Source organism: Staphylococcus nepalensis (assembly GCF_014635045.1).
Classification (GTDB): domain Bacteria; phylum Bacillota; class Bacilli; order Staphylococcales; family Staphylococcaceae; genus Staphylococcus; species Staphylococcus nepalensis.
In genome coordinates this window covers 254,081-278,191 of sequence record NZ_BMCF01000003.1, presented here as the reverse complement: position 1 = coordinate 278,191, position 24,111 = coordinate 254,081, and the positions used below count along the sequence as shown (strand labels likewise).

General features: G+C 34.7%; 20 protein-coding genes. 8 read left to right on the top strand and 12 right to left on the bottom strand.

What is annotated here, in order from left to right:
* Window positions 1-141 precede the first annotated feature (141 nt).
* From allD to allC, 3 genes are all read right to left on the bottom strand, one after another.
* A complete protein-coding gene (gene allD / locus IEU88_RS06910; protein ID WP_103372531.1) occupies window positions 142-1,173 on the bottom strand; it encodes an ureidoglycolate dehydrogenase in 1,032 nt (343 codons plus the stop codon).
* A 15-nt stretch (window positions 1,174-1,188) separates the two neighbouring features.
* Window positions 1,189-1,977, bottom strand: a complete 789-nt coding sequence (gene allE / locus IEU88_RS06905; RefSeq protein WP_103372530.1) for a (S)-ureidoglycine aminohydrolase — start codon at window positions 1,975-1,977, stop codon at window positions 1,189-1,191.
* A 124-nt stretch (window positions 1,978-2,101) separates the two neighbouring features.
* Window positions 2,102-3,334: an allantoate deiminase gene (gene allC / locus IEU88_RS06900; RefSeq protein WP_096811011.1), complete on the bottom strand. Its 1,233-nt coding sequence runs from the start codon at window positions 3,332-3,334 to the stop codon at window positions 2,102-2,104.
* Window positions 3,335-3,507: 173 nt separating this feature from the next.
* Here allC and IEU88_RS06895 point away from each other — a divergent pair, with 173 nt between their 5' ends.
* The 3 genes from IEU88_RS06895 to IEU88_RS06885 all read left to right on the top strand — a co-directional run bounded on the left by IEU88_RS06895 (window position 3,508) and on the right by IEU88_RS06885 (window position 6,366).
* The gene (locus IEU88_RS06895) at window positions 3,508-4,326 is read left to right on the top strand and encodes an alpha/beta hydrolase (RefSeq protein ID WP_103372529.1); all 819 of its coding nucleotides are present in this window, start codon (window positions 3,508-3,510) and stop codon (window positions 4,324-4,326) included.
* A gap of 23 nt (window positions 4,327-4,349) precedes the next feature.
* Window positions 4,350-5,600, top strand: coding sequence for a M20 family metallo-hydrolase (locus tag IEU88_RS06890; protein WP_096811013.1), 1,251 nt, complete (start codon window positions 4,350-4,352; stop codon window positions 5,598-5,600).
* 178 nt (window positions 5,601-5,778) lie between these two features.
* Window positions 5,779-6,366: a histidine phosphatase family protein gene (locus IEU88_RS06885; protein WP_096811014.1), complete on the top strand. Its 588-nt coding sequence runs from the start codon at window positions 5,779-5,781 to the stop codon at window positions 6,364-6,366.
* Between the two features lie 132 nt (window positions 6,367-6,498).
* Here IEU88_RS06885 and IEU88_RS06880 read toward each other — a convergent pair whose 3' ends face one another.
* The 3 genes from IEU88_RS06880 to allW all read right to left on the bottom strand — a co-directional run bounded on the left by IEU88_RS06880 (window position 6,499) and on the right by allW (window position 10,954).
* Entirely contained in the window at window positions 6,499-7,845 is a 1,347-nt protein-coding gene (locus tag IEU88_RS06880; protein WP_103372528.1) for an alanine/glycine:cation symporter family protein, read from the bottom strand.
* Between the two features lie 267 nt (window positions 7,846-8,112).
* The gene (allB, locus tag IEU88_RS06875) at window positions 8,113-9,474 is read right to left on the bottom strand and encodes an allantoinase AllB (RefSeq protein ID WP_103372527.1); all 1,362 of its coding nucleotides are present in this window, start codon (window positions 9,472-9,474) and stop codon (window positions 8,113-8,115) included.
* Window positions 9,464-10,954: an allantoin permease gene (gene allW / locus IEU88_RS06870; protein WP_096811017.1), complete on the bottom strand. Its 1,491-nt coding sequence runs from the start codon at window positions 10,952-10,954 to the stop codon at window positions 9,464-9,466. The genes allB and allW overlap by 11 nt, the downstream gene beginning before the upstream one ends.
* Window positions 10,955-11,255: 301 nt before the next feature.
* Here allW and IEU88_RS06865 point away from each other — a divergent pair, with 301 nt between their 5' ends.
* The 3 genes from IEU88_RS06865 (at window position 11,256) to IEU88_RS06855 (ending at window position 16,471) form a co-directional block, all read left to right on the top strand.
* The gene (locus IEU88_RS06865) at window positions 11,256-12,875 is read left to right on the top strand and encodes a PucR family transcriptional regulator (RefSeq protein WP_096811018.1); all 1,620 of its coding nucleotides are present in this window, start codon (window positions 11,256-11,258) and stop codon (window positions 12,873-12,875) included.
* Between the two features lie 610 nt (window positions 12,876-13,485).
* The gene (locus IEU88_RS06860; protein WP_096823958.1) at window positions 13,486-14,919 is read left to right on the top strand and encodes an MDR family MFS transporter; all 1,434 of its coding nucleotides are present in this window, start codon (window positions 13,486-13,488) and stop codon (window positions 14,917-14,919) included.
* 379 nt (window positions 14,920-15,298) lie between these two features.
* Window positions 15,299-16,471: an MFS transporter gene (locus IEU88_RS06855; RefSeq protein WP_115359588.1), complete on the top strand. Its 1,173-nt coding sequence runs from the start codon at window positions 15,299-15,301 to the stop codon at window positions 16,469-16,471.
* 154 nt (window positions 16,472-16,625) lie between these two features.
* On the opposite strand, the gene cspD is transcribed toward IEU88_RS06855, so the two are convergent.
* Window positions 16,626-16,826, bottom strand: a complete 201-nt coding sequence (gene cspD, locus IEU88_RS06850; protein ID WP_019469926.1) for a cold-shock protein CspD — start codon at window positions 16,824-16,826, stop codon at window positions 16,626-16,628.
* A gap of 347 nt (window positions 16,827-17,173) precedes the next feature.
* Between cspD and IEU88_RS06845 the strand changes: the two genes are divergently transcribed.
* Entirely contained in the window at window positions 17,174-17,593 is a 420-nt protein-coding gene (locus IEU88_RS06845; protein WP_103372917.1) for a YxeA family protein, read from the top strand.
* 143 nt (window positions 17,594-17,736) lie between these two features.
* Here the strand turns inward: IEU88_RS06845 and IEU88_RS06840 are convergent, their stop codons facing one another.
* The 5 genes from IEU88_RS06840 to IEU88_RS06820 all read right to left on the bottom strand — a co-directional run bounded on the left by IEU88_RS06840 (window position 17,737) and on the right by IEU88_RS06820 (window position 23,645).
* Window positions 17,737-18,042 (bottom strand): hypothetical protein, encoded by a 306-nt coding sequence (locus IEU88_RS06840; RefSeq protein WP_096811022.1) that lies wholly within the window; start codon window positions 18,040-18,042, stop codon window positions 17,737-17,739.
* 296 nt (window positions 18,043-18,338) lie between these two features.
* Window positions 18,339-19,511: a cupin domain-containing protein gene (locus IEU88_RS06835; RefSeq protein WP_103372916.1), complete on the bottom strand. Its 1,173-nt coding sequence runs from the start codon at window positions 19,509-19,511 to the stop codon at window positions 18,339-18,341.
* 13 nt (window positions 19,512-19,524) lie between these two features.
* Complete coding sequence (gene ggt, locus IEU88_RS06830) at window positions 19,525-21,138, bottom strand: gamma-glutamyltransferase (RefSeq protein ID WP_158266093.1); 1,614 nt, start codon at window positions 21,136-21,138, stop codon at window positions 19,525-19,527.
* A 64-nt stretch (window positions 21,139-21,202) separates the two neighbouring features.
* Window positions 21,203-22,498, bottom strand: coding sequence for a uracil/xanthine transporter (locus IEU88_RS06825; protein ID WP_103372914.1), 1,296 nt, complete (start codon window positions 22,496-22,498; stop codon window positions 21,203-21,205).
* 952 nt (window positions 22,499-23,450) lie between these two features.
* On the bottom strand, window positions 23,451-23,645 hold the full coding sequence (locus tag IEU88_RS06820; RefSeq protein ID WP_096811027.1) for a hypothetical protein: 195 nt from the start codon (window positions 23,643-23,645) through the stop codon (window positions 23,451-23,453).
* A 192-nt stretch (window positions 23,646-23,837) separates the two neighbouring features.
* Here IEU88_RS06820 and IEU88_RS06815 point away from each other — a divergent pair, with 192 nt between their 5' ends.
* Window positions 23,838-24,050, top strand: a complete 213-nt coding sequence (locus IEU88_RS06815) for a hypothetical protein (RefSeq protein WP_103372913.1) — start codon at window positions 23,838-23,840, stop codon at window positions 24,048-24,050.
* The last annotated feature ends 61 nt before the right edge of the window (window positions 24,051-24,111 follow it).

Genomic DNA, 24,111 nt, shown 5'->3' with positions numbered 1-24,111 from the left:
ATTACAAAAATTGTGTATTTTTTTAATAAACAAAGTGTTTTCAAGCAGTAAAAAAAGAAGTTACTAAAGACGCACCATGCTAAATGTCGTAAGTTACCATTTATTACATTAAATTATCTCGTTCACTTCTTTTATTCCTATCTAATATATCTCATCAGATATTAAATAATCATAAATGTCTTGGGCAACTGGAATGCCACTCTCTGCATAACGTTTTTTAACTTCTTCTTGAATCTCACCTGGATAATATACTTGATTAAAACCTTTAGCAGGTTCAATGTCATGCAATTCATCTACCATGTCAGAAACTTGTGTTAAAAACTGTGTTTCGTCACCAAAATATGCTGGGTTAATCACGATATGAAATTGTCCTAATCTACGATATTGGCTTAAATCTTCATACATTGAAGTGACATGCTTACCAAATGGCAATCCTAGTAAAGTGCCTGCTAGGATATCTACCATCATCATCAAACCATAACCTTTTGGTCCAGCTACAGGTAACAACGCAGCTACTTCGAATGGATCTGTTGTAGGCTCGCCTTGTTTGTCTACTGCCCAGGTATTCGGTATTGATTTATGTTTAGATCGTGCATCTAATATTTTACCCCATGCTTGCACTGTTGTTGCCATATCAAACAATATGGGTTCGCCATTTTTTCTTGGTGAGGCGAAAGCAATTGGATTCGTACCGAAATATGGTTCTGTACCACCAAAGGGCACAACCATTGGATCAGACTGACATACAGTTAATGCAACCATACCTTGTTTTGCAGCTTGTTCTGCAAAATAGCCGATTGCGCCACTGTGCCCCATTTCTTGGATACCTACCATACCTATCCCGCTGGATTTTGCTAATCCAATGGCTTCTTCCATAGCTTCATAAGCAACATAGTGACCTACAGCATTATCGCCGAAATATGTGCCTGCTGATGGACCAGTTTTAGTGAATTTTAAATCTGGGTCCAAGTTATAACCTTTTTTCGCAATACGTTCTGCATAATATTGCATTCGGACGGAACCATGTGAATGAATGCCTCTTTCATCCGCAAAAATCATCAAGTCCGCTGTTTTTTCAGCTTGCGCGTCAGGCAAACCTGCACGTGTTAGTTTCTCTTTGAATAATTGGCGCAGTTTACCACGTTCGACGTATACTAATGCTTCCTCTTCCATGACTAACAACCTTCCTTAAATTTCTATATCTCTATTTGCATCTTTGGAATAGATGTAAGCGAATGGTTCGTCTAAACCAATAGCATAAGTTGCTTGTGGTGCATAAGCGCCCATAAAGATGTAATCACCTTTATCAACTGGTTGCCATTCGTTATCTAAGTTGTACATGCCACGTCCACTTAATACGTAAGCACCATGTTCTTGAACGTGTGTTTCGATGTAGCCGTGTGAAGCACCTGGTTTAAATGATAAGATATGAATATTCATGTCATATGCTAATTCTTTTGGTAGTAAATCAAGAATCTTCACTTCTTCCATACCTTCATATGGTTCTTGAACCATATCATTGACGTTACCTGTTACAACTTCTGGTGTATAACCTTCTAATGGTTGATAACGTTTTTTGTATAAGAATACACGGCTGTCGTTGTTTTGGTTGCTGTTTTCAAATGTCATAACTTGATGAGATGGTACGTATAAATAACCACCTGCACTTAGTTCATATTTTTTATCGTCTGCATATGCATTGATATTTCCATATTCAACATAAATAAATGTTTGAACGCCGTCACCACCAAATCCTTGTCTGTTACCACCTTGATTTTTTAATGTTACTAGGTAATCTACGAAGCGCGCACCCAATCTTGGTGAACCTAAAATAGTTACGTCGCAATCTTCAAAACCAGGTACTACGTTATTTACTAAACCGTCTGGTGTAATAACTGCATAATTGTCCTTTTTAATTACTGAACGTGTTTCTAATAAACCTTCTCTATAACCTTGATTATGATTGATATAACCCATAAATAAAATGCTCCTTTTCTTTATCTGTATTAAAAATTTTTGTGCTTTTATCTATAAAAAGTTTGTTGAACCATGTTTATTTATATAGCTCAATGATGTTGTTCTAGTTGCTTATTCCCAAATATTATGCTTGATAAGCAAGTTGATATAATACTTGTTTTAACACTTCAATACCTTTAACTAAATCTTCAACATTCGTTTCTTCTTCAACGTTGTGACTCACACCATTAATTGATGGTACGAACAACATTGAAGTTGGTATATATTTAGCGAAAATTTGAGAATCGTGCCCAGCACCAGAAGACATTAATTTCCACTCTGATTCACCAACTACTGTTTCAGCAGCTTTTTGTATTTCATTAACTAATCTTTCATCCATAAGCGTTGGTGCTTCATCCATCCATAAGTCGATGTCATATTGAACGCCTTCTTCTTCAGATACATGTTTGATACATGTATCAATTTCTTCAGCAAACTGATTGAGTTCATCTTGGTTAATGTGACGACAATCGATTGAAAAAGTGACCTCTCCTGGCACTACGTTAACCGTATTAGGTACTGGATCTACGCGACCAAATGTAATAACTAATGGGTCACCTATTTCTCTTGCACGATCTGTTAATTGGTTAGCAATTTTACTAAATGCCACCACTGCATCTTGTCTCAAGCCCATCGGTGTAGTACCAGCATGGTTTGCTTCACCTTTTAAGTTAACTGTATAACGTTTTTGACCAACGATACCATTAACGACACCAATTGATTTTTTTTCATTTTCTAAGACTTTACCTTGTTCGATGTGGACTTCGATAAATGATTTAATATAGTTATAATCATTATCTTCTGTACGATAATCAAAACCAGATTCACGCATCGCATCTTTGAAAGCGACACCTTCGCCATCAGCAATTGCGTCTACGTCAGCTTTATCAGCTAAGTTGAAGAAGTTTTTACTTCCCCAGAAAGCGTATGGGAAACGGCTGCCTTCCTCTTCAGCTAACGCTAGTATTTCTAATGAACGTAATGGTTGTCCATATTCTGCTTTCAATGACTGCATAGCAACAACTGCTGCTAGCACACCGAATTGACCATCTAAATGGCCACCTTCAACTACTGTGTCAATATGTGAACCAGACATAATTGTTTCTTCAGGATATTTGCTACCTTCAATACGTCCTTTTAAGTTACCGACACTATCGAACTGTGTTTCAAATCCATCTTTTTCTAATGTTTCTTTTAATGCGTGAACCGCATTTGACCATTCTTTAGAATAAAGTAAGCGTGTAATCCCGCCACCAGTCAAACCGCCAAACGCAGTAAATTTTTTGTCTAGAGCCTCAAAAGAAGATCGGATGTCCATGTAATTCAACTCCTTTTTCATTTCATATACAATTATAAGCGTTTACATTACACTTATCATTCACAATTCTAACAATAATATGCTTTACTTTTATTCGATTTATACAAATACGCCTTATTTTTTATTTGAGATACTATATTTAGCAAAATATATCTAACAGGAGGTTAACCCATTTGACTCAAGTAGAAGCAACTTGTCAATCAAGCGATGGCTTTCAATTACCATATACCATAATAAAAACGAAAAGTAAAAACCCCAAAGGTGTGATTATATATTTCCATGGCGGCGGGCTCATATTTGGTCAACCAAACGACTTACCACAAGATTATATTGAAATTTTGACTGAATCCTATCATGTCGCGTTAGTATCTTATCGACTTGCTCCAGAAAGTAATATCAATACGATTATTGAAGATGCACTCAGCAATTATGATCATTTCAAATCGCTTTATCCTTCGTTACCTTTATTTACCTTTGGTCGCTCTGCTGGCGCTTATTTAGCAATGATGGTCGCACGTCATCGTAAAATAGATGGGATTATTGATTTTTATGGTTACGCTCGTATACATGTACCCTCATTTTTAAGACCAAATAAACAATACCAAGATTTATCTACTCAAATCACGCCTGCAGTATTGAATCAACTTATACAAGCACACCCACTAACGTCAGGCCTATTACAAACAAGGTATCCTATTTATTTATATGTTCGTGGTCAAGCGAAATGGCTTGCTTATCTGGGAATTGAGTCCTCTACACATAGTGCTTACAATATCCCGCCACAAGTATTGAAAAATTTCCCTCCTACCTTTATTGTACACTGTACAGGAGACCCTGATGTGCCTTATAGTGAAAGTGAACATGTGCATAAATTAGTTGCAAATAGTCATTTTGAAACTTTAAACCAAGATAATCATGATTTTGATCGTGAAGTTAGTTCAATGAGTAAAACATTATACAAACAAGCTGTACAATTTTTAAATCAAATTTAATAGATTAGCGAAGGGGACAAACGATGAACTTACAAAATGTAATAGAGAACTTCCAAACATTTAATAATTTTGCGCGAAATCCAAACAACGGCGGTATTAACCGAATTGCTTTCAGTCATCCTGAACGTGTTGCTGCGTTAAGATTTTCAATGCTGTGTCAAAAAGCGGGTCTCGATGTTTATTTTGATTTCTTTGGAAATGTTATTGCACGCCGAGAAGGTAAAAACCCTTCTCTAAAGCCAGTTGTTTTAGGATCACATATTGATACCGTAAAAGATGGTGGACAATACGACGGGCTACTCGGTGTGTTAGGTGCTCTTGAAGTGGTCGAACATTTAAATGAACATCATATCGAAACAGACCATCCTATTATTATTATCGCTTTTGCTTGTGAGGAATCTACACGTTTCAACGAAGCGACATTAGGTAGCAAATATCTTACTGGTAAGATGACCAAAGAAGATATGAAATCGATTAAAGATAATGATGGTCATGTACTCTATGACATTGTGGCCCCTTTAGCACAAGATATGCACGGCAAAGCGGCTCTATTTGAAAGAAATAAAATTAAAGCATTTTTAGAGTTGCATATTGAACAAGGTCCTATTCTTGAAAATAATCAAAAAGATATTGGGATTGTAACGGATATTGCTGCACCACATCGCTTCAAATTAAAAATTCAAGGCGTTACAAGTCACTCAGGTTCAACGCCTATGCCAATGCGGACCGATGCTCTAACTACCGCCTCCGAAATCATTTTAAAAATCGAAGCTTTAGGTCGGGCATATCATGATAAAGGAATCGTGACAACGGTAGGATATGCAAGCGTTTATCCAAATACAATGAATGCTATCCCTGGTGAGGTTACACTGCTTATCGACATACGTGGTAAAGACGAAGGTGTTCGCGAAACCGTCGTCAAAGAAATGCAACAGCATATCGATACGATTACAAATCACCGACAAACAAGCTATGACTTAGAAGATTTAGGACAAGACCAACCACGTCGTTTTAATCAAACCATTGCAAAGATTTCTGAACAAAGTTGTAACACATTGGGATATCATTATCGTTATATGTACAGTGGTGCTGGCCATGATGCAATGAATTTCGCACCAATTTGTCCAACAAGTATGATATTTATTCCTTGTAAAAATGGCATCAGTCATTCTCCAAAAGAATCTGTAACAGATAAAGAAATTGAAAAAGGTATTAATGTCCTGATTGAAACGACAATTGAATTAGCTAAAATCGATACCACATTAGAAGCATAAAGACGTTTAATTTTACAATTGAAGTCAATAGCAAACGATACGAGTGACCTCTAACACCGATCATCTGAGGTAGCTCGTATTTTAAATTATTTGAATATAGATATATTATGATTGAAAAAAGTGCCAAGCTGTATAGGGCACACATCACTCTAAAATACATAATAAAGGTTGAATTATAATGACAAAAATATGTTTTATCAGACACGGCGAAACAGATTGGAATATTGCTGGCAAATTACAAGGTCGTACTGACATCCCACTAAATGAATCGGGTATATTACAAGCACAAGCATGTGGCGAGTGCTTAACCCCAAATGAATGGGATCTTATTATTACAAGTCCCTTACTAAGAGCCAAAGAAACCGGTCAAATTATCCAGCAAAAATTAGATATTCCACTTTATGAAATGGCTTCTTTTATAGAAGTTGCCTTTGGTGACGCAGAAGGTCTTACGCAACACGAACGCGCCTTACAATTTCCTGATCGCAATTATCCAAACAAAGAAACTGAGTCAATGATTACGGACCGTTTTTTAAACGGTATGCGTACTGTGCATGAAGACCACGCTAATCAAAATATTTTAATCATTTCTCACGGCGCTTTTATCAAAGCAATTTTTCATTACTTTTCAAATGGAAAAATAAGCCCAGGGATAACTAAACTCATAAACGGTAGTTTCAGTACGTTAGAAATAAATAATAATCAAACCAATATTCTAGATTATAATATCGTTGACCATTTACCGACGCAACACCCAAATAGCTAACACAGGCGTTTATCCATAAAATTACCATACCTTACATACATGTTTAACCTACCTTAAAAGTGAAGCACGACGTTTCACTTGGTAGTAACGCTGTATGCGAGATTTGGTACTTTTTAGATTAAATCTTAAAATTTACTTATAATTTTTAAAGAAATCTGTAGTTAATGACTTTACTTTTGGCGATAACATAAGTACGGCTATGACGTTTGGGATCAGTACAACAGCAAGCGCCAAGTCAAGCAAGTCCCACAATTGTTGTGCTGCGCCTAATGCTCCTACAATCATAGAGAGCACGTATATCCCCTTCATAATCCACCCAGCTGTGAGCCCAAATAAGAATTCCGCCATTCTTGATCCATAAAAAATGACAACAATAACAGTTGAGAATACGAAGAACATCATTGAAATAGACACCATCATGCTACCAAATTCACCAAATGAATTTTCAAACGCTCTTGCGGTTAGTGCTGCAGACTGCGCTTTGGCATCGTTCGCTTTCCAAACCCCTGAAACCAAAACCACAAATGCAGTTGTACTACAAATGAGTAAAGTGTCCACGACTATTTCACTAATCCCCCAAAATGCTTGTCGAACCGGATGGTCTGTTTTAGCGGCCGCATGGGCAATCGATGATGTGCCAAGCCCTGCTTCATTAGAATAAATACCTCGGGCGAATCCCCAGCGAATTGTAGTCGCTAACGCCGCACCAAATGTTCCTCCTACAGCAGCCGTTGGGTTAAATGCCTGTTCTACGACTAATAAAATAACATTAGGCACGTGACCAATGTTCATCAAAATGATTAAAAATCCAAAAAAACAATAAAGCCCGACCATAATTGGCACAATTTTTTCAGCGAAAGAAGCGATACGTTTCACACCGCCAAATACTACTAAGGCTGCAAGTATTGCTAATACAACGCCTGAAACACCCATATGTATATTGAAAGTGTCATGCATTGTACTCGCTGCAGAATGGCCTTGAACCATGATACTTGGAACAATTTCAATCATTAATGCAAATGCAAATACTAGAGAAAATATCGCACCTAGCTTCTTATTTTTAAATCCCTTTTTCATATAATAGGTTGGCCCACCTACAAACTCACCCTTTTTATTTTTTTCACGATAATGTACCCCTAAGACATTCTCGCTAAATTTTAAAGCCATACCTAAAAAAGCAATAACCATCATCCAAAAAACTGCGCCAGGGCCTCCCATCATAATTGCAGTAGGCACCCCTACAATATTGGCTGCACCTACAGTAGAAGATAAGGCCGAAGTTAATGCTTGGCGAGGCGTGATGGTCCCCTCCCCTTTAGGTTTTTGATTAACGCTACCAAATGTTTGCTTTAACATATAAAAAAAATGTCGAAATTGAAGAAATTTTAAATTAATGGTTAAAAACGCACTCGCAAATAAAAGCAATAAAACGAGTGGATACCCCCAAAGCCAATCCGAAAATGACACTAATTTTTCCAATGATTACAGCCCCTTTAATTCTAATTATCTTATGCTTTTAGTTATTTTATATACTTGTGTTGTTTCGATAAATTTAAGTACACACTACTTATTATCAAGTGTTCAAATGTTCTATTATAAAACTATAATATGTCATGTTATTCCCTAGAGCTAAGTAATCAAACTAACTTCACACTTTATGAAAATAGAAAAATCCCTTTCAAAGCGAAAAACTTTGAAAGGGATTCAAATTTATTATTTTAAAATTTATGGTAAGTCAAATGATACTTAGATAAAACGTCCAATACGTTTATCTGAAATACCCGCTTCTTTGCTATAAATTGCTTGACCTCTTAAAATAGTTTGTGTAACTTGAGCACCAATTTCACGGCCGATATACGGGCTCATTTTGTTACGGTAAGCTAAGTCTTCAGTTTGTAACGTATATGATGCATTAGGTTTAATGAATACGAAGTCAGCATCTTTACCTACTGCAATGCTTCCTTTTGTATCTAAACCAAAACGTTTTGCAGGTGCTGTTGCGATAATATCAGCAAATTTTTGTAATGACATTTGACGTTTTTGGACACCTTCGTCAAATAAGATGTCTACGTTATTTTGTAATCCAGCAATACCGCCCCATGCTTCAAATGCATTGTCAGTATCTTTTAAATCTGGTGTACATGGTGAATGGTCAGAAGTTACAAAGCTAATATCACCATTTAATACACGGTTCCACATACCTTCTAAACGTGATTGTTCACGGATTGGTGGAGAACATTTAACAACTGGACCAATTTCATCTAATTCTTCTTTGTAGAAATATAAATAATGTGTACATGTCTCACAAGTGATGTCTACACCTTCTTGTTGTGCTTTAATAATTTCGTCTACGCCTTCTTCACAAGCAACATGTACGATATGCACACGACAACCTGTTTCTTTAGCGAATAAGATAATTTTACGAATAGGTTCAACTTCTGTAAATACTGGGCGACTATCTACATAAGCACTTAATGTAGTTTCACCATTTGCTTTGGCAATTTCACCTAAGCGATCAGTGATTGTAGCATTTTCAGAATGGATTGATAAGATTTTTCCAGTCTTAGCAATTTGTTTCATACCTTCGTATAATGAATAATCGTCAACATTTTCAAAGTCGCCTTCAATAGAACGATCGCCACAAGTAGCTAAGAATGCTTTATAAGCAACTACACCAGCTTCATCTAGTTCTTGAATACCGCCGTTTAAGTTATACGGCACGAGACCACCATAGCTTGCAACATCAACTGATAATTCATCTTTACCTGCATCAAATTTAGCTTGGATAGATGCTTTGTCTGTTGTAGCTGGAACTTGGTTTAATGGCATTTCAACAAATGAAGTTACGCCACCTTTAGCAGCTGCGTTTGTTCCTGTCACATAACCTTCCCATCCATCACGGTATCCACCGCCTGGTTCAGTAATATGCACATGTGCGTCTACCATGCCAGGTGAAACGATTTGATTTTGTGCGTCGATGACTTGTTCAGCTTCTCCTAATTCTTGTCCAATAGCAGCAATTTTACCGTCTTTAACGCCGACTTCAACTTGTTGCTCCCCATCTTCTAAAATGACCAAACCATTTTTAATAATTAAATCATATTTCATTATAATCTACTCCTCCTTTTTTTCTCTTATCTGCGTGGAATACATAATGTAAAATTAAGTAAACACCACCGGCTATGATAAAGCCTATAAACCATGAAAAGTCTGATATCACAGTAAATGCTGGTAAGAAGCCTAGTAATGAAACAACTACACCAACAACCGTTCCGATGTACGCAGAAACATTAATACGTGGTATGTCGTGGTTTTTATCTTTCAAATCAAAATACAACTTATCTATATCAATGTGACATTTAGACACAATATAGAAATGCACAATCATAACACCTGCTACTGGACCTAGTATAGCACCAATCGCATTTAGGAATAAGAAAATACTGTCTTCTTCTTCCATCATCTTCCATGGCATAATTACAACACTCAAGACTGAGGCGATAACTACACCACGGCGATAGTTGATCCATTTTGGTAAAAGTGCGCTGAGTTGATATGCTGCCGGGATGATATTACTTGTCGCATTAGTTGAAATAGTAGTCATCAATAATACGCCAGTTGATATCAGAATGGCCCAGAAGTTATCCCATTCATTAATAATCGTTAATATATTCCATTCTTGATGACCTAGATAAATTGAGCCACCAATAATGATGAACACACTCGCAATTGCAAATAAAATATGTGCAACTACGATACCTGAGATTTGCCCAACAACTTGTGTCTTAGTAGATTTTGCGTTTTGGGTAAAGTCAGACACGCTTGAACCAGGGCCTGCCCATACACCTAATAATGAGTTGAAAATTAAAATAAATGATAAAATTGCTGGGTAAATAATACCACTTGATTTTGTAGAAATTTCATAATCTAAAATATTGCCAACGCCACCTGCAGCCATAACACCCCAGATAGCCATACCACCAAATACAATGTAAATGAGTGGATTTAAAATAGCAGTGAATTTATTTAAAATATCCCCACCGCCAAAGCCAATTGCGAAACTAATAGCCCAAAATATTAGAAATGCGATAAGTCCTGGAACAGAGATACCAAGGATTGATATACCTTGTCCAATATCAGCAAAGCCTGGGAATATTTTATTTAATAGAATTAATAGTGCTTGTGATCCAGCAAACGTTTGCAAACCAAACCAAGCGATACCCGCTACAACACCACGTAAGATACCAGGTAACTTAGCGCCTACATCACCGTATGTATGACGTAATTGCATAGCAAAAGGGATGCCGTATTTTGAACCCGCATAGCCGTTCCCAACCAGTAATAAAGCAATAACAAATGAACTCAATATTAATGCAAATATGACTTGTAATGGTGACAATCCTAGTAATAAGAATCCCCCAACAGCAGTGTAGTTAGGTATATTATGAACAGCCCCCATCCATAGTGTAAAAAAGTTAAATGCGGAGTTATTTCTTTGTGCTGATGTCTTTGGCATTATGTCTTCATTATAACCGCGTTCTTTGAAAACCGATTCTGTTAATGCCGCATCATTCGCCTGTCTTCCCATTCTCTTTATATCTCCTTTGCTTTAATAAGCTAATAACTAGATGTATAATCTTCAGTTATAAGTGTAGTATGAATGTAAGCGTTTTTCTTTGTTAGTAATGACATTTCTATTTGATAAAATTATAGGAATCGAACAAAATATGTGTATAATTAATTTTATAAATTATATTTTTTGAACATTTTGAACAATCATTATCACAAATCGACAAAATTCTTTGCTATAGATAGATTGAATCATTATATATATTTATACACATTAGCATGCGTTATGTTAGTGTTAATTCGAAACGGAGGACATTATGATGACTACCCTAAATGAAATTTTATCCGTTCCCCAATTTAAAGGTTTAAAATTAATCAATAACAACGGAGATTTATCAGCAGAAGTAACCAATTTAGACATCACTGAAAATAATGATATCAAACATTTCACATCGAGTAATTCTTTTATTCTAACGACAGGCGTATTATTTCAAGATAATCAGGATAACTTAAAAAAATTAATTAAAGACTTAAATGATATCCACACAGCTGGATTAGGTATTAAAGTTTCAAGATTTTTACATGAAATCAATCAAGATGTCATAGATTTCGCTGATTCAATCGAGTTTCCATTAATTGAAATTCCTGAAAGTTGGAATCTAGGTGAAATCACGCATGAAATTTCTTCATTTATATCAGATTCTGAAACAGGTAAACTGAATTATGCTTTACAGGTACAACAAGAATTAAATCAATTATTAATCAAGGGCTTTAGTATCGATACAATGATCGATCGCATGAGTAAATTACTTGGCGTACCGATTATTTTATTTGATCCTTTCAAAGCGCCTGAAGCGTATAGCCGTCATTATAGACAAGGCAATGCTTTAATGACTGAACATATCAAATATTTCATGAACCACTACCAAGATGCACTCACATATGACAAGAACAATTTAGTCTTCGAAAATAGAGATCATGTCATTTTTAAAGTATTAGGTTACACTTATTTCCCATATTATTTAATGGTTTCTCAAGTTAATAAATTATCTTATCCATTTAGTTTATTAACCATCGAACAAGTTGTCAGTGTGTTGAGTTTTGCTTTGTACAAAAATACAAAGATTCAAGAAGCGGAAGAAAATGATATCAATCGATTTTTCGAATCATTAGTCAATAATCAAAATGATCAAACGCTTTCTATTAAAAAGCATTCTGAATTATTAAGACAGTACTATATTTATCCTTCTGATTATTATCAAATTATCATTTGTGGTATAGATGAAAAAAATAATTTAGAAAATAGCTACTATTTGAATGAACGTCATCACCTCACCTTCCTTTGGTTAAAGCATAAATTAACGGATATCGATTCTTATATTAGTGTTTATAAATTACCTAGTAATGATCGGTTTGCGGTATTATTACAAAATCGCCATGAATATTACTATGAATACCTTAAAAAAATCCAAAAAAGTTACAGTGAATATTTTGACGATAGCATTTCATTTGGTATCGGAAATGAAGTGACAGAATTTTCACAGTTGCCTTCTTCATTTTTCGAAGCTAACGAAGCCTTTGAAAATGAATTACCTAGCGGCACAAAAGCATTTATCTCACAATATCATTCCAAAGATATTCAAGAGCTACTACAATTGATTCCACAAGAAAAGTTATTACCATTCGTTAAACATACGCTTGGACCGTTGAGTTATCCAAAAACAAAGAAAGATGTGGAATTAAAACAAACGCTAAAAGTTTATATGGATAATCAGTGTGATATTACGAAAACAGCAGATAAAATATTTATTCACAGAAATACTGTAAAATATAGAATTAATAAATGTAGTAATATGATTGGTACTAATATTGAAGATCCTGTCCATTCATTAAATATACGTATCGCGTTATATGTATCAGAAATGATTCACTTTGATTAACGTTTCAACATAATGAAGACGAACTAGAAACTGACACGGTTTCAATATATTGTAACGCAAGCAGAGCATAACAGAAGCCACACAGGTTCAAAAAGCGTATGTTGTATCAATTAGGTAAAGTTACGCTTAGATAAAATGACACAGCCGCTTTAGCGCTTATAAAGCGATCAGAGACCCAAACGGGTCTCTTTTTTTATATAAAAAACGTCCAAGTTAAATAATTGGAAAACTAAACTCACACATAAGTGCAATTCTCTCAATAAATTAAAAAGCGGCTTTTTAACCTATTTGAAAACAAGATATGGAGTGATGGCTTGGCACGATCCCCTAAACAAACACGCCGTAAAAGCTTCATTTGTAACTTATCTACTTCATTATTTATATATTGACGCATCTTGTTTAAGTAAATTTTTCTATCTCTTCCAACGTAACTATTTTATTATTCATAATATAAAAAAGACAACAGATTCCGACCTATTTTATTTGCATATTATTTTCGTAAAAATAATTTTTAAAAAACATTAGTTTTTTAAACCGAATGGTTTGCTTTGCTAACTTAAAGTGATTAAAATTTATCGATGGGATGTTATAAAAAGGAGATGTATTTATAATGTCGGAGAATGTTATATCTAACAAAAAGAGAAATACCATTATATTAGTTATGCTCAGCAGTGCCTTTGTAGCAATGTTAAACCAAACATTACTTAACACGGCATTGCCAGCCATTATCACGGGATTAAAGATAACTGATACCACTGCTCAATGGTTAATAACAGGATTTATGTTAGTTAATGGTATTATGATTCCATTAACAGCCTTTCTAATGGATCGTTTCCACACGAGACCACTCTATATCTTTTCTATGAGTGCATTCCTAGTCGGTTCTATCATAGCAGCACTGTCGCCTACATTTGCATTACTTATGTTTGCACGTGTAATCCAAGCTATTGGTGCAGGTATACTATTACCACTCATGCAGTTCACTGTATTCACGCTATTTCCAGCTGAAAAACGTGGATTTGCAATGGGACTAACTGGTATCGTCGCTCAATCAGCACCCGCAATCGGTCCGACTTTAACTGGTTTCCTAATCGATACATTTAGTTGGAGAGCACCATTTATAGTAGTAGCGCTCATTGCTATCATTGCATTCATTGTAGGTGCAATTTTTGTGGAAAGTAACAACGAAACAAAACATACACAGTTGGATAAAACTTCTGTTGTGTATTCAACACTCGGTTTCGGTTTAATGCTTTACGGCTTTAGTAGTGCAGGAAATTTAGGATTTTCATCACCAATCGTGATTATCTCACTTATCGTAGGTATCCTAATTGTTGCAGTTTTCGTCACAAGACAAATTAGAATTGATAATCCACTATTAAATATGCGCGTATTTGCAAACCGTACATTTTCACTATCATCATTTGCTTCAATGGTGTTATTTATTGGTATTGTTGGTCCAGCGTTATTAATTCCAATCTATGTACAATCTGGACTCGGACTCTCTGCAATACTCTCAGGACTCGTTATTTTACCTGGCGCAGTAGTCAACGCCTTTATGTCGGTTTACACAGGTAAAATATATGATAAATATGGACTAAAAGTATTAGCCATCCCTGGTTTTATACTGTTAATTATTATGACGATACTCCATTGTTTCTTAACTTCAGAAACACCTTATTGGTACATTATTGTCATTTATGCGGTGCGTATGTTTGCTGTAGCACTCATTATTATGCCACTTAATACAATCGGCATTAATGCACTAGAAAGTAAGAATATTTCGCACGGCACTGCTATTATGAACTCTTTAAGAATTATTGCAGGCGCGATAGGTACTGCCATTATGATTACCATTATGGCGATTGTCCGTACTAATTATTCACCTAGCCCAGGTCAGACAAAAACCGATATTGCTCAACAAGCGACTGTACTAGGTGTTGATGCAGCATTTGCATTCACTACGATATTATTAATCATCGGCTTTATTTTAACGTTACTTATAAAAACGAAAAATAAAGCAGAAAATACACGTGAAATATAATATTAAAGGATTTATAACAAAATAATAAAAACGAAGGACGCAATCCATAGAAAAAGAAAATTTCAAAAATTGTATTCTTGTAAAAATAGAACCGACGAAAAGGACTAAGCATTGATTTAACAGTGTTTAGTCCTTTTTCAATTTGCTTGATTACATTTATAATTCAAAACTTTCTAAAAATCTTTCTAAGCGTGACTTAAACCCAAAATATAGAGCGACAACTACATATTCAAACTACTTGATATATTAATTTCTCTTTCCAATATTTATAAAAATAGTTATTCGTATAGTGAATAACTAGAAATAAACAATAAGTATTTGTTATAACTAAAAATCAATTTTACACTATAATTAATTATTAAATTAGGAGCGTATCGATTTGAAAAATAACAAATTCATTATATTCATCCTAACAATAGGTGTTTTCGGTATATTAAATACTGAGATGGGTTTTATCGGTTTAATACCCCAAATTGCTAGTCAGTTTGATGTTACTACCTCTACTGCAGGTTGGTTAGTTTCAATATTTGCAATAGGTATTGCCATATCCGGCCCGATCATGCCATTGTTATTATCTAAAGTAGAACGCAAGAAAGTCATGATTATTGTATTAGTTATATTCGTTATCAGTAACTTAGTTTCTGTGTTTACAACGAGCTTTGCTGTTTTATTAATCGTAAGAATTATACCAGCGATTTTCCATCCCGTTTATATCTCACTCGCTTTTTCAGTAGCTTCTGATTCTGTTAAACCGGAAAACGCACCAAAAGCAGTAGCCCGTGTATTCATCGGCGTTTCAGCAGGTATGGTTGTAGGGGTGCCGATTGTTAACTTTTTAGCAACACAATTCAACCTACAAATTGCGCTATTATTCTTTGCTATTGTTAATATTGCTGTACTTGTTTTAACACTTATTTATGTTCCAAAAATGCCTGCTAAAGCATCAATCACTTATGGTACGCAATTACGTGTTTTAAAACGTCCATTAACATGGATTTCAATACTAGTATCCACGCTTTTTAACGCTGCTGTATTTGGCGTTTATAGTTACTTTACAGACTTTTTAAATATCGTAACGCAAGCACCAGGTGATTTTGTTTCAATTATATTATTCCTTTATGGTGCATCCAATATAATCGGTAATATCATTGCTGGTAAATTACTTTCAAGTATACCTAAAAAAGCAATACTAGCATTACCTTTTGCACTTATCGTCATTTATCTTATTATGTTTGGTTTAGGTTCGTTCTTAATACCAATGATGATTATTTCGATTGCTTGGGGAACACTGGCCGGTATCTCTGCTAACGTTACCCAATACGTGGTTACTTCGTCCGCACCTGATGCGCCTGATTTGTCTAACGGTATCTATTTATCTGCTGTCAACTTTGGTACTACTGTAGGTACTTTTATAGGTGGTTTATTTATTACAGGATTAGGATCAAATTATGTATTAATAATTGGTATTTTAGCCAGTATAATCAATGTTATATTCATTATTATTAGAAACAAAAAAATAGATGCGAACCAGAAATCACAACTCACAAGCTGATTTCATATCTTCGCACCCATAAAGGTGACTTATTACGAAGTGTTCCGTAATATAGTCATCTTTTTCTTTATAGTTCAAATCATGATAATGTGCCTAAAAGTTAATTTAAGACAAATAAAAAAAGACGAGCGATGCCCGTCTTTTTTATGCGTTATTATAATTTGATAACGTTAGCTGCTTGAGGTCCGCGGTCGCCTTCAACGATTTCGAATTCAACAGCTTGTCCTTCTTCTAATGATTTGTAGCCGTCTTGGTTGATTGCTGAGAAGTGTACGAATACGTCGTTTCCACCTTCAACTTCGATAAAACCAAAACCTTTTTCTGAGTTAAACCATTTAACTGTACCGTTATTCATAATAAAAATCCTCCATGTGCTTTTGCACGAATATTTGTAATCTGTCTAAAAAATCAAAAGGAGTAAATTCAAAAGAATAAAACTACAAATCAATTTCACGAACTAAATTACTTAATTCCTATTATAACGAATACTCTAGCTTTTGTATACCCTTATTTGTAAATAGGTAAGTTTTGCACTTGTTTTTTTATTAAAACAATAAGTTGATAATGATATATTCACTTTCATAACCAAAAGAGGAATGACAAAATTGTTATATGAAATGCTTATTTTGTTACTTCAAATTATAGAAAAATAAGAAAATAAATTTTACATTATAATTAACCACTTTTTAGGAGGTAATAGATATGAATAAACCTTTAAAAACACTGATGAGTATTATTATTATAATTGTAATTATCTTTGTTGGACTTTTTGTTTGGAAAGTTTACGCAGAGAAAAATTCAGATAATGCCAGTGTAGTAGATTTCGCAAAATTAAATCCACTGATTCAAAACGAGGATTATTATGTAAAAACGCAAAAACCATCTAAAGTTACGCATAGAAAAATGGACGATGGAGAAAGAATAACCACATATAATTATAAACAGAATGGATATAATACAAAAGGCAATAAACAATCAATGGATTTCAATTCTTTTGATGACAGACCATTAAAAACCAATCATTACTTGAAGTTAGAAGCTAAACTTGGCCACGTACAAAGTTATGAAGAAATCCCTAAACACGACGTGCCTAAAAAGGCACTTAATAAACTCCAGCAGTGATGTCACAAACCTTGCTGTATTCTAAATTTAAAAACAACTTATTGTTTTCTTTCCACTCAATCAGATTAACATCAATATTTTATGCATAAAATAACCCCCACGCTAATATTAATAGTGTGGGGTTATTTTTATGTTTCCATCTTTTATGTGTTCATTCTCTTAACAATTTCATGTTTAATAATCATCAATGCTTGGCTATACTTTGAACTTGTATTTTCCTGTGTGTTAATAATCAACACGTCTACTAATTCATCATTGCCCATTTGCGTTAATTCTTCACGAAATTGATCGATATTCTCCACCAATTTTTTGTGACCTGCTTGATGCTTATCGATAACATAATACTGATCAGCGCCAAGTCCGCCTTCTTCTATCATTTTAGAAATTTCGTCTGAGCGAATTTCATCTGTTCTGTCTATTTTAATCTCTTTATTATAAGCATTAACCATTGTTATACCCCCCCGTCAATTGTTACATCACTTTTAATCTTTATTGGTCATTCTATACATTTATATTTTAGATGGCTCCAGTAAAATACAAACCTATCTCACCAAATATAAAAGTTACATATTACAATTTTACCCCAAATTTAAGATTTAAACGTTATGCTCACTAATTTAATTTTTTAATTTAAATATCAGTAATCAAAAAGAGCGGGATAGAAACACAAAGTTCAGATTTGATTGCTTACACCGCTCTTAAGTCATGAAGGCTAGAGGTCTAAAACGCTATTTAGACATCCAATTTATTCATCTTGTTTATCGAATTTTACGTTAGGGTGTTTGTCATGGCTCAAGTTGTTTTCGATAAAGTCATCGTCTAAAGGTAGATGTTCTTTCAGTAAATCTTTAGGCGTATTAGCCATCCATTGATTTAATGATACATCGGCAAAGTGATCGTCTTTAAACATTTCTAAGAAACGCAACGTTGTATCTCCCGTATTTTGGACATAATGGCCCATCGCAAATGGCACATAGCCTACATCTCCTGATTGATAATTAAACGTTCGCGCGTGGCTTTCAGCAGCAAAGACAGTCATTTTTGCTTCACCTTGGATATAGTACTGCCATTCTGAAGCATTAGGATGCCAGTGCATTTCTCTAATGCCACCTGGTTCTACTTCAACTAAAGCGCCAGCTACAGTTTTTGATGCTTTAAAATTATTTGAATCTGCAATCCAAACTTCTCCACCAGAAGTTTTAACAGATTCTACATCTTTTAGTTTAAAGGTAAATGGATTAGGAGATTTTTCAACTTTATTCAAAATCGTTTCTTCCTCTGCCTTACTTGGCAATTCACCTTGATAGATGTATGCTTCACCTTGTGGAAAATCTTCGAATGTTTCCGATGACACACCAAAATTGCTCGCTAAAACATCATTGGGTGTAGACGAGAACCAATCTGTAATTGAAAATGTACTATTTTCAGAAAAACTTCCGTTATCAAATACTAGAATAAATTCAGCGCCATTTTCCATGCCTTTTAAAGCATGTGGGATGCCTGCTGGGAAATACCAAAGTTCATTTTCATGCACGATATCAATCCAAACTTTACCATCTTGGTCCACTGAAGTTACACGCACATCGCCATTGATTACAAACGCCCATTCCGCTTCTTTGTGCCAATGCATTTCACGCACGCCACCAGGTGTCAAACGCATGTTAACACCAGCAACTTGTTTAGAAATAGGCAATTCACGTTCAGTCACTTCACGAGACCAACCGCCGTGCTCTATACGTACATGTGTATCAGAATATGAAAATTTCATATTATCTAGTGTGCCGCCGTCTGTTGCTGGAGGTACGATCATATCTGGATTTTGAAGATCTCTTTCGATATTTCTTGGTCCTTCGTCTGTTGCACCTTTGTCTCCTCTTATTGGATGTGGTGTTGAGTTATGATTTATATTTTTATTCATACTAAAATCCCCCTTAATATCCTAATGCTAAACCATGTGAACGTGGGTCTGCCCCAGATTCAAAACGGTCTTTAAATATTTGAATACCTTGTGCATGGCCAACTAAATCACTATAACTATCAATCAAGGTGACATGAGCGTGGCCTAATTTTTCTAGTTTTTGAATAAGGCTTTTATCAAATCTGCCCTCAAGTCTTAATCCATTATGTTTTTCTCCCCAAGTCCTACCTAATAACCATCGTGGTTGATCAATCGCTTCTTGAATATTTCTACTTTCAACGATTACTCTACGAATTAAAGTCGCTTGGGTTTGAGGCTGCCCATCACCACCCATAGCCCCTACAATCAATTCAGGTCCGTCATCGCCCTCAACCATAGAACAGGTTAATGTATGACCAGGCCGTTTATTGGCTTCTAATTGGTTGGGTGAATTTTTATCAAGTGAGAAAAAGGCGCCTCTATTTTGAAGCAAGAAACCTGTGCCTTCTGGAACAATACCAGAACCCCATTCCCAATATATACTTTGGATGACGCCAACTACATTGCCTTCGCTATCCGCAGCGCAACTAAATGTGGTGTCCCCTTCACTATTAATTTCTTCTTCTGGTGGTTTTTGCTTAGATTCTTGTTGTAATCTTTCTGCGCGTTCTGAGATATATTGTGCATCTAGGAGTTTATCAGTGGGCACATCCTTGAAGTCTGGATCCGTGAGGTAAGCATTACGGTCTTCAAAAGCAAGTACGGTTGCTCGAGTAAACCAATTGATAAAATCTTCGCTACTTTTATCTAATTCTTCGTTGGCAATGTTATCAAGCATGCCTAAAATTTGAAGTGTAGCCATGCCATCTGAGTTCGGTGGTAACGAGCTTACAGTTTTACCATTGTAGTTAATAAATAGCGGGTCTTCCCATTGTGATTGATGTTTGCGTAAATCATTTCGCGTAATATAACCTTTCTCTTTCTCCATATAATTCACGATTTTATCTGCAATATCTCCTTGATAAAATGCTTTACTACCTTTTTCAGCTATTTCTTCAAGTGTATTTGCTAAATCACGATTATAAAAAATATCTCCTTCCAAATAAGGAGATACCTGGTCTTTTAAAAATATTTTAGAAGTTTCGTCGTATCTTCTTAAAATATTTAATTTTTCGTCTGAAAATTGTGCGAATGACTCACTCACAGGAAATCCGTCTCTAGCATATTCTATTGCTGGTGCTAAACATTCAGCAAATGATAATTTACCGAATCGTTTATGCGCTTCATACCAACCATCAACTGCGCCAGGTACTGTAATTGCTGCGTTGACCCCTCTATTATCAATAAAATCTTGCTGTTGATAATGCTCAATATCTACATCATTGACTGAATGTCCACTAGCATTTAAAACGTATTGTTGCTGAGTCTTAGCATCGTAAATGAGCCAAAAAGCATCTCCCCCAGCTCCAGTCATATGCGGGAACACGACACCTAATGTGGCATTCACCGCCACCATAGCATCAATTGCGTTTCCACCTTGTTGCATAATTTTGTTTCCTGCTACCGTTGCTAAATTATTAGGCGATGCAACAGCTGCGTTTTTGGAAACAAATGGTTGCCCAATACGTGGATCAATCATATTATCCATATTCCTCATCCCCTTATAAAGAACCTATTTTATATCTATCCGTTTTAAAAATTTTCAAAACATTTTATTCTTTTATATTATCCCATTGAATTATATTTTCTAGTAATAAAGATAAAATAATACCGACTAATAAGCCGTTACTTAATATCGGACGAATAATACTTGGAATAGATGAAAACGTCTCTGGAGGTAATATCATAACTACAGTCCCAACGAACACTGGAATCGCTGCACGGTAAATATTAAGTGAGTTAAATTTTAATTTTTTAAAGAAATCAAATGAAGAATTAAGTAATTGTAAATATGCAACAAATAATACTGCACTACCTATACTCAACGGGATTGTTGAGAAAAATTCGCCTATAGGAGGGATCAAACCAATTAATAAAAAGATGATACTTCCAATAATAAATGGCAACTTAGTAATAATTTGTGTTTGTTTTAAAAACCCGATTGAGGATACAAATGGTGCATAAGGCACAACACCTAAGAACCCGGCGATACCAGTAAAAAAACCACTAATTGTAATAGAATGGCGATATTGTTTACGTGTCGTTTCTTTCTCGTACATATCATCAGTACCTTTCAAAGCACCAAATGTATTTGCTAAGTTCAACAAACCTGTTATCACCGCAGTCGTAATAATGCCCAAATTAAACGTAGGATGACCTAAAGGGAACCATGTAAAGCTAAATGATGCACTACCCATGTTTTTATTTGTACCAAAAATAAGTACAAAGGCAATCCAGCCTATTATAATACCTATTAAAAGGCCATAACTACGAATGTTTGCTGAAGCTTTAATATTAAAAATAATTACGATAATCGCGATAATAAATGAAAGTAACGCAATAGGTAAATCAATTTTAGAAGTTTGGTTCCCAAACGGGAGTCCAAGCATACCTTTCAAAAAGATATTAATTAATGTAAATCCAAAAAGTAACATAAACGTTCCCATGACCCCAGAATTAAACCATTTTGCAATCATCGGGCCAAGGCCAGTTAATCCAATGAGCATGGTAATAATTGAAGAAATAAAAATGCCCACAGCTAAACTACCGCCCAATTCTTGTAATGATATACCTTGAGCAGCAGATGTGGTTACTAGCGTTAAAATAATCCCCCACCATAGACCGGATTGGCCTTCCATAATTGCTCTGCGATGTCCAAAAAATGCTTGAAACAAACAAGCAATCCCAGTAATCACAAATGAATATTGTAATGTAGCGACTACTTTATCTTGGCTTAAATGGAATGCTTCTCCAATCGTTAGAGGTATGATTACAATGTTTGCAAAGATGAAGAAAAACCATTGCAATCCCCCTAGCCAATTTGTTTTATCTTTCAGATTTTTATCCATCCCAATCTCCCCCTTTGATTTAGATATTGACGTATTACAATTTTTCAAAACATGACTAGTTTGCTTTAATAAACAAATGTAATAAAAATGATAGTAATCAAACTAACGTCTTATTTCGAAAATTAAATGTCAATCTCACGCATCTAAAATGATAAATCAGGTTAAAAGAAAGCATGATATCGCACCTTTAATATTTATTTACTTTCCACAAAAATATAAGTCTGAGACATCCATGGTATGCTCCCTTTAAAGTAGTCACTGAAAAGTGAAACCTATAAAGGTAAAAAGAATTTTATCTTTAAAAATTATGAACACGCAGTAATTGAATTAACTAATCATATCTATTTTTATAATACTAATCGAATAACATTAAAAATGGCCGAATCCATAGCTTAGCTATGAATGCGACCGTTAAGTTATTTTAATTATTTAGTTGTCCGAGCTTGACTGTGTACAGTTTATCATTTGTCCTAGCCCCAAGTTTGCCATTGTTAGAATGTTAATAACTACAATCTCTTTTTGACATCAATTCCTATCAGTATGTTTCCAATTAAACCTACAACGCCTACTATGCTTGAGGTTAATAAATCTTGGTTACCCGTGTAAAAGGTTACTAAAAACATAATTCATCCCGTCATGATACTGATTCATATAGATGATAATTTCATGTTAGACCTCCACATTGCGTTATATTAATAAAGTATCATTCCTATAACAAAATGAACGCGAAATCTGTAGGCTAATGATCAAGTTTTCTAAAAATCGAATAGATACCAATGATAACTAACCCTAGCGAGATCAGTAAAATATGTATGACATAACTTATTATGGAAAATCCTTGAATACCAAATACGCTAAAAATAATTTTTTGTAATAAGACTAAAGTTAATAAATATATGATTACTTTATTTCCCGTAAAATAATATCCCATCTCGTCACCCCTCATTTATTTTTAGCTTAATATATTTCCAATGATAAATAATATAATTGAAATAATTAATGAGAGCAACCACAGTGGTGAACTTACTAAGTCTTTATACGCTTGGTCTGGTGCGTTACGCATTTTCAATCTAATGTACTGAACTAACAAATACAAAGCTTCCACAAAATTCACAATTAAAACGATAATCCATAGTACTAAACCCATGATGTACCCCCCTGCGTGTCATTTAATTCAACCCACATGTTACCATAATATTTTTTAAAAACAAATATGTTATAAATATTAATTTAAATATTTATTATCATTGAACACTATCTATGTTATTTTAAAATGAATGCTAAATGTTTTAAACTTTATAAATATTTCACCTTAATTTAATGGTATTGGAGGATTAATATGGACCCATTGCTACTCGTACTTTTCGGTATTGTTTTCGTTTATGTATCAGCTTCAAATTCAACTATACTATTACAAAATAAGCTGATTAAAAAGTCGAGAACTGAAGACGCAGCACCTATGAATGGTAAACAATTTCGCTTTATGTGGTGTTTATATGCCATCATGGCTATAGGGTTTTATATATTATTAGTGAAGATGTCTATTTTCTAATTTGTAAGTAAAATTGAGTGTATAGTTATTTGCACGTTAATGAGTAAAGATATTTAGTGGC